The organism is Tissierellales bacterium, assembly GCA_035301805.1.
Classification (GTDB): Bacteria; Bacillota; Clostridia; order Tissierellales; family DATGTQ01; genus DATGTQ01.
The window spans coordinates 1-6,764 of record DATGTQ010000167.1 but is presented as its reverse complement, the minus strand read 5'-3'; the positions used below and the strand labels follow the sequence as shown (position 1 = coordinate 6,764).

General features: G+C 31.1%; 6 protein-coding genes and 1 pseudogene. 6 read left to right on the top strand and 1 reads right to left on the bottom strand.

Annotated features, from left to right (window positions below):
* The 6 genes and pseudogenes from VK071_08525 to VK071_08500 form a co-directional block, all read left to right on the top strand.
* A partial coding sequence (locus tag VK071_08525; protein ID HLR35352.1) for a phosphomevalonate kinase occupies nt 1–666 on the top strand: 666 nt, incomplete at its 5' end.
* A gap of 151 nt (nt 667–817) precedes the next feature.
* Nucleotides 818–2,272 (top strand): annotated as a pseudogene (locus tag VK071_08520) (ABC transporter substrate-binding protein).
* A 100-nt stretch (nt 2,273–2,372) separates the two neighbouring features.
* A complete protein-coding gene (locus VK071_08515; protein ID HLR35351.1) occupies nt 2,373–3,329 on the top strand; it encodes an ABC transporter permease in 957 nt (318 codons plus the stop codon).
* Nucleotides 3,319–4,470, top strand: coding sequence for an ABC transporter permease (locus tag VK071_08510; GenBank protein HLR35350.1), 1,152 nt, complete (start codon nt 3,319–3,321; stop codon nt 4,468–4,470). Before VK071_08515 ends, VK071_08510 begins: the two co-directional genes overlap by 11 nt.
* A gap of 15 nt (nt 4,471–4,485) precedes the next feature.
* Nucleotides 4,486–5,550 (top strand): ABC transporter ATP-binding protein, encoded by a 1,065-nt coding sequence (locus VK071_08505; GenBank protein ID HLR35349.1) that lies wholly within the window; start codon nt 4,486–4,488, stop codon nt 5,548–5,550.
* Complete coding sequence (locus VK071_08500; protein HLR35348.1) at nt 5,543–6,523, top strand: ATP-binding cassette domain-containing protein; 981 nt, start codon at nt 5,543–5,545, stop codon at nt 6,521–6,523. Before VK071_08505 ends, VK071_08500 begins: the two co-directional genes overlap by 8 nt.
* 45 nt (nt 6,524–6,568) lie before the next feature.
* Here the strand turns inward: VK071_08500 and VK071_08495 are convergent.
* A partial coding sequence (locus VK071_08495; GenBank protein ID HLR35347.1) for a ferritin-like domain-containing protein occupies nt 6,569–6,764 on the bottom strand: 196 nt, incomplete at its 5' end.

The window sequence follows — 6,764 nt, the reverse complement described above, 5'->3', positions numbered from 1 at the left end:
ATAGATATTCCAAAAAAAGATTTGTTTAAGTTATCAGCCTTATCACAAATAAGTTTAAATAAAGATGGTTCATGTGGAGATATAGCGGCTAGCGTCTTTGGAGGATGGATTGGTTTTAAGACTTTTGATACAGACTGGGTTTTAAAAGAAAAGAAAAAATCTTCTATATCTAATATATTGAAAAAGGAATGGCCTGGACTTTGGATAGAATCTTTAATACCTCCGAAAGAATTAGAATTAGTTATAGGGTGGACAGGTGATCCTGCTAGTACTATAAATTTAGTTGAGAATGTAAAAAATGCAAAACAAAGTAAAAGAGATATCTACGAAAAATTCTTATTTGATAGTAAACAAACTGTTGAAGACCTGATTAAAGCTTTTAGGGAGAAAGATATTAAAAAAATTCAAGAATTAATTTCTATAAATGGAAAACTTTTGTCTACAATGGGAGAGAAATTAAATATTCAAATCGAAACATCTATATTAAAAGAATTATCAAATATTGCTACTAAATACAATGGATATGCTAAATCTTCTGGGGCAGGTGGAGGAGACTGTGGTATTGCTGTATTTAAAGGAGATTATGATATAGAAGGGCTAGAGAAAGAATGGAATGAGCAAAATATAGAATTATTACCTTTAGAAGTGTATAATAACAAAATATAAATTTTAATGATATAAAACCCCTAAATAAGAATTTTAAAATTCTTCTTTAGGGGTTTTATATGTACAATTATATTAAGTAGGAAAATATTATAGATAAAATATAATTTCCAATAGAATATATTAAAAATGATTTACCAGACCACATCATGCAGAAGACTTACCTGAAAGTGAAGATAATACTGTATGGACTATTAAAGTTAAAGATGATGCACAATGGACTGATGGAACAGAAATTACAGCTGAAAGCTTTGAATATTCTTGGAAAATGTTATTAGATCCAAAATTAGCTAATAGAAATGCTATGACTTTAATGGATGATATTAAAGTTAAAAATGCAGCTGAATATTATCAAGGAGAAGTTGAAGACTGGGAGGAAGTAGGAATTAAAGCATTAGACGATAATGTTATAGAAATTACTCTAGAAGATGAAATGCCAGAAATAGACATCCTAACTGCATTATCAAGTATATCTACAGCACCTGTACATGAGGAAATGTATGAGGATGGATTAAGTGAAGATGGTACTGAAACTTCTTATGCTACAACAATTGATGAAGTCCCATCATCAGGTAGATACACTTTAGTAGAATGGGTTAGAGATCAAAATAGAGTATATGAGAAAAATGAAGATGCTCCTCATGCTGAAATGTTTAAACCGGAAAAGATAGAAGAAAGAGTTGTTACTGAAGCTTCTACTAGAATACAATTGTTTGAAAGTGAAGAACTAGATGCAGCATCAGTTACTACTGAAATAGAACAATATGAAGATGATCCAAGAGTAGTATATCCATTAGGAAATACTGTATGGGGATTCTTTATAAATAGTGAATCAGATGATAATCCAATATTAAAAGATAAAAACTTTAGGCAGGCTTTGTTCTATGGTATAGATAGAACCAAAATAGCTAAAGGTGTATTTAATATTTATGAGGAAACACCTTGGTTTATATCATCAGTTCCAATGGTAGACTGGGAAGAAGGAGAAACTTATAAAGATACTGATCAAGCAAAAGAAATTAGACCAGAGGATAATGGATTTGATCCAGATAAAGCTGTAGAATTGTTTGAAAAGGCATATGAGGAAAATGGTAAAGAAAAAATAGAAGTAGAAATTATATATTTTGAAGCACAAGAGGATATGAAACGAATGGCAGAAGTAGCAGAAGAAGAATATGAAGAACTATTTGGCTCCGATAAATTAGATATAATTCTAAGAGCTATGGATCCCTCAACTGCTTATGATGAGTATGGTGCAGGAAACTTTGAATTGGGTATAGGGGCTTATTCCCAATCTGCATTTAATCCATGGGCTAGTATGAAAGTTTGGACAACAGACTTCCCTAACAAGAGTCATGCTTATGCAGATAAAGATTTTGATGAATTATATGAAAGAGTTACAACAGGTGACTTAAAGCTAAAAGAAGACGAAAGAATAGATGCTTTAGCTGAAATGGAAGAAATGTTAATTGACTATGTACCGCAAATACCAATATTTCAAAACAATAATGCAACTATCTACTCAGATAGAATTCATTTAATAACAGATGGAGAGTATATTTCAGGTGTAGGATTTGCTCTACCACAATCTGAAATAGATGGACTATAGTAATTAGTCTTAGGCCTAGTCTAATAGGCATAAAAAATGAGTGCTCAGATAGTTTGAGCACTCATTTTAAATTAAAATATAGTCAGTAGGGAGGAATTATATGCTAAGGTATACGACACAAAGAATAGTTGGAATAATTCTAATATTATTTATAACTATAAGTATCTCTTTTATAATATTAAGAATGATGCCAGGTAGTCCATTTCATGATCCTATGCTAATGCCAGAAATACAACAAATGATGGAAGATAAATATCATTTAAATGAACCTATGAGAGTACAATATGGACACTTTATCAAAGATGTACTTAAAGGTGATTTTGGTTCATCAATTAAATTACAACCAAATAGGCCAGTTTTTGATATAATTAAAGAAAAGGTACCAGTATCTCTTCAATTAAACATATTTTCTTTAATATTTACTATTCCTGTCGGGATGGCGTTTGGGATTTTAGCGGCACTAAAAAAGAATACTTGGATAGATACCCTTTTATCTTTGATGGTAATTTTATTTATATCAGTACCATCTTTTGTATTCGCTGCCTTATTACAATATTTTGTTGCATTTAAATGGGATTTACTTCCGATTTTATTATCAACAGAAGTTACATTAACTTGGACTAAATTTAGATCTATGATATTACCAATACTTTCATTATCATTTGGTGGTATTGCAACTATTACTAGATATGTTAGAGCAGAATTATCTGATGCTTTAAACTCAGAATATATGTTACTAGCTAAAACCAAAGGTTTATCACAAGTACATGCTACTATAAAACATGCAATTAGAAATTCTTTTATTCCATTAGCAAATGTTATCTTACCTATGTTTCTTGGAATCTTAGGAGGTTCCTTGGTAATTGAAAATATATTTGGTATACCAGGTGTAGGTCAAGTTATGGTACAAGCAATAAATGCTAGAGACCATCCATTGACTATAGGTGTTTTATTATTTTATTCAGCTATAAGTTTAAGTAGTATTTTAATAATTGACTTATCTTATGGAATAATAGATCCACGTATACGTATGGGAGGTGGCAAAAGTGATAATTAATGATATGGAAGATCTCAAAAAGTTAGATTTAGATATAAAAGAAGATAGTTTTGAACTAGTTCAAGTTGAAGAAACCTTGAAAGATGAAAAATTCAAAGGAGAACCTATAGGGTTTTTAAAAGATGCATGGATCAGATTTAAAGAAAGTAAACCAAGTATGATTTCAGCTATCATTATAGCAATAATAGTAATAATGTCTATTGTAGGGCCTATGATTAATCCATATACTTATAGGCAACAACATGTTGAATTATCTCTAATGCCACCAAGAATACCAGGTTTAGAAAAGATGGGAATTGCAGATGGTATTAAAGAGGTTAGAGCAGATAAAGCAAATTTAGAAGCTAGATATGGTGATTCTATAGTTGAAGTATTAGGAGAGGAAACAGTAACTCATCAAGGTAAAGAAACTACTATGGTAAAAGCCAAAGTAGATATGTATAAACATAAAGAAGCAAAAGATGCATATTTTTGGTTCGGTACAGATTCTATAGGTAGAGATATTTGGACTAGATTATGGAGAGGTACAAGGGTGTCACTATTTATAGGAGTTATGTCAGTGTTAATTAATCTAATAATTGGTGTAGTTTATGGTGCTATATCAGGTTATTTTGGTGGTTGGACTGACATGATAATGCAGAGAATATTAGAAATATTAACTGGAATTCCAGAATTAGTAGTTATAATACTTTTGATTATGTATATGGGGGAGGGAGTAGTACCATTTATAATTGCTCTAGTTATGACTGGTTGGATAGGTATGAGTCGTATGATAAGAGCACAGTTTTATAGATATAAAGGAATGGAATATGTTTTAGCTTCTAGAACTATGGGAGCAAAAGATAGAACCTTAATTTTCAGACATATATTGCCTAATGCTATAGGTCCAACAGTGACTCAAGCTACTTTAGCTATACCATCTGCTATATTTGCCGAATCTCAATTGTCATATTTAGGGCTAGGTCTTCAAGCACCAGAACCAAGTATTGGAGTACTATTATCTGAGGGGCAAAAAGTACTTTTAAATTATCCTCATTTAATATTTTTTCCAGCTATAATAATATCAGTATTAATGTTAGCTTTTAACTTATTTGGAAATGGTCTAAGAGATGCCTTTGATCCTACATTAAGAGGACAATAGAGAGGAGAGATTAATATGAATAGAGATAAAGTATTAGAAGTAAAAGATTTATATATAACTTTTAATACCTACTCTGGAAAAGTCCATGCGGTGAGAGGTGTAAATTTTGATTTATATAAAGGAGAAACTTTAGCAATAGTGGGAGAGTCTGGATCAGGTAAATCTGTTACTAATAGAGCTATAATGGGCATTTTAACTAAAAATGCTAATATTGAAGATGGTAGCATTATGTACGATGGTGATGATTTGACAGAATATAATGATAAAAGGTTTACAAAAATAAGAGGTTCAAAGATAGCTATGATCTTCCAAGATCCTATGTCATCCTTAGATCCTGTGATGAAAATAGGAAAACAAATATCAGATGCAGTTAGGGCTCATGATAAAAGTATAAGTAAAGCTGAAGCGAGAGAAAAATCTATAGAACTAATGAAATCTGTAGGTATACCAAAATCTGAAACGAGATATGATCAGTATCCATTTCAATTTTCAGGTGGAATGAGACAGAGAGTAGTAATCGCAATAGCTTTAGCTTGTGATCCAGAAGTTCTAATATGTGATGAGCCTACTACTGCATTAGATGTGACAATACAAGCTCAGATATTAGATTTAATAAAAGATATACAAGAAGAAGAAAACTTATCAGTTATATTTATTACACATGATTTAGGTGTAGTAGCAAATGTAGCAGACAGGGTAGCAGTTATGTATGCAGGAAAAATTGTTGAGACTGCAACAGTAGATGAAATGTTTTATGAAGCGGTACATCCTTACACTTGGAACTTATTAGCTTCTATGCCAGATTTAGAAACAGAAAGAGGAGAAGAATTACAAGCAATACCAGGAACTCCCCCTAATATGTTGTATCCACCAAAAGGTGATGCATTTGCACCAAGGAATCAATATGCAATGAAAATAGATTATGAGATAGAACCACCAACCTTTAGGGTAAGTCCAACTCATACAGCATCGACTTGGTTGTTACATCCAGATGCTCCTAAGGTAGAGCTACCATCATCTTTAGCTCGTAGAATTGAAAAACAATTATCTAAGGCTAAGGGGGTAGGGTCTAATGAATGATATAAAAGTAGAAAAAAGCCAAGAACCTATACTAAAAGTTAAAGATTTAAAACAACATTTTAGTACTGGACTTGGATTTAATAAAGAAGTAGTAAAAGCAGTAGATGGAGTTAGTTTTAATATTAATAAAGGTGAAACTTTTGGATTAGTAGGAGAGTCAGGCTGTGGAAAAACTACTATTGGAAGATCTATCATTAGACTATATACTCCAACGGATGGAGAAGTATATTTTAAAGATAAATTAATATCTGATAAATTAACTAGAAAAGAAAAAAAGGATATTACTAGAAATATGCAAATGATATTTCAAGATCCTATTGCATCTTTAAATCCTAGGATGACAGTGAAAGAGATTATAGGTGAAGGTTTAAAGATTAATAAATTATATAAAGATGAAGATCATATGATGGAATTAATATACGATATTTTAGAGACAGTAGGACTAACTAGTGAGCATGCTACTAGATATCCTCATGAATTTTCTGGAGGACAAAGACAGAGGATAGGTATAGCAAGAGCACTTATAACTAAACCAGATCTAATAATTGCAGATGAGCCAATATCAGCATTAGATGTTTCGATACAGGCCCAAGTTTTAAATCTATTAAATAAATTAAAAAAAGAATTAGGTTTGACAGTAATGTTTATAGCTCATGATTTATCTGTAGTAAAATACTTTTCAGATAAAATAGCAGTTATGTATTATGGAAAGATAATGGAGATAGCAGATGCGGATGATCTTTATAATCATCCAATTCATCCATATACCCAATCATTATTATCAGCAATACCATTAGCAGATCCTCATTTTGAAAGAGATAGAAAAAGAATATATTATGAACCAGAGTTACATGATTACAGTAGTGAGAAACCAGATTTAGTAGAAATAAGACCAAATCACTTTGTTTATGCTTCACCTTCGGAAGCAGAAATATACAGTGTGAAACATGGTATAAAACAAAAAATAGAATAGAAAAAGGCGAAGAGTTAACTCTTCGCCTTTTGAAATTTAAAATAATTATTTTAACATTGATTTAACAAACCATATTTTCAAGCTATAGTATGCAACATAATCTTCAAACATAGCTACAGTTTCAAAATCTCCCTCTTCGTCTGCAGCATTTCTAATATCAGTTGCTAACTCTCTCATAGATTCTAAATCTTCTTTAACTATTTCTAAAGCATTTTCTCTAGAAAATTTTTCTGGCTCTATT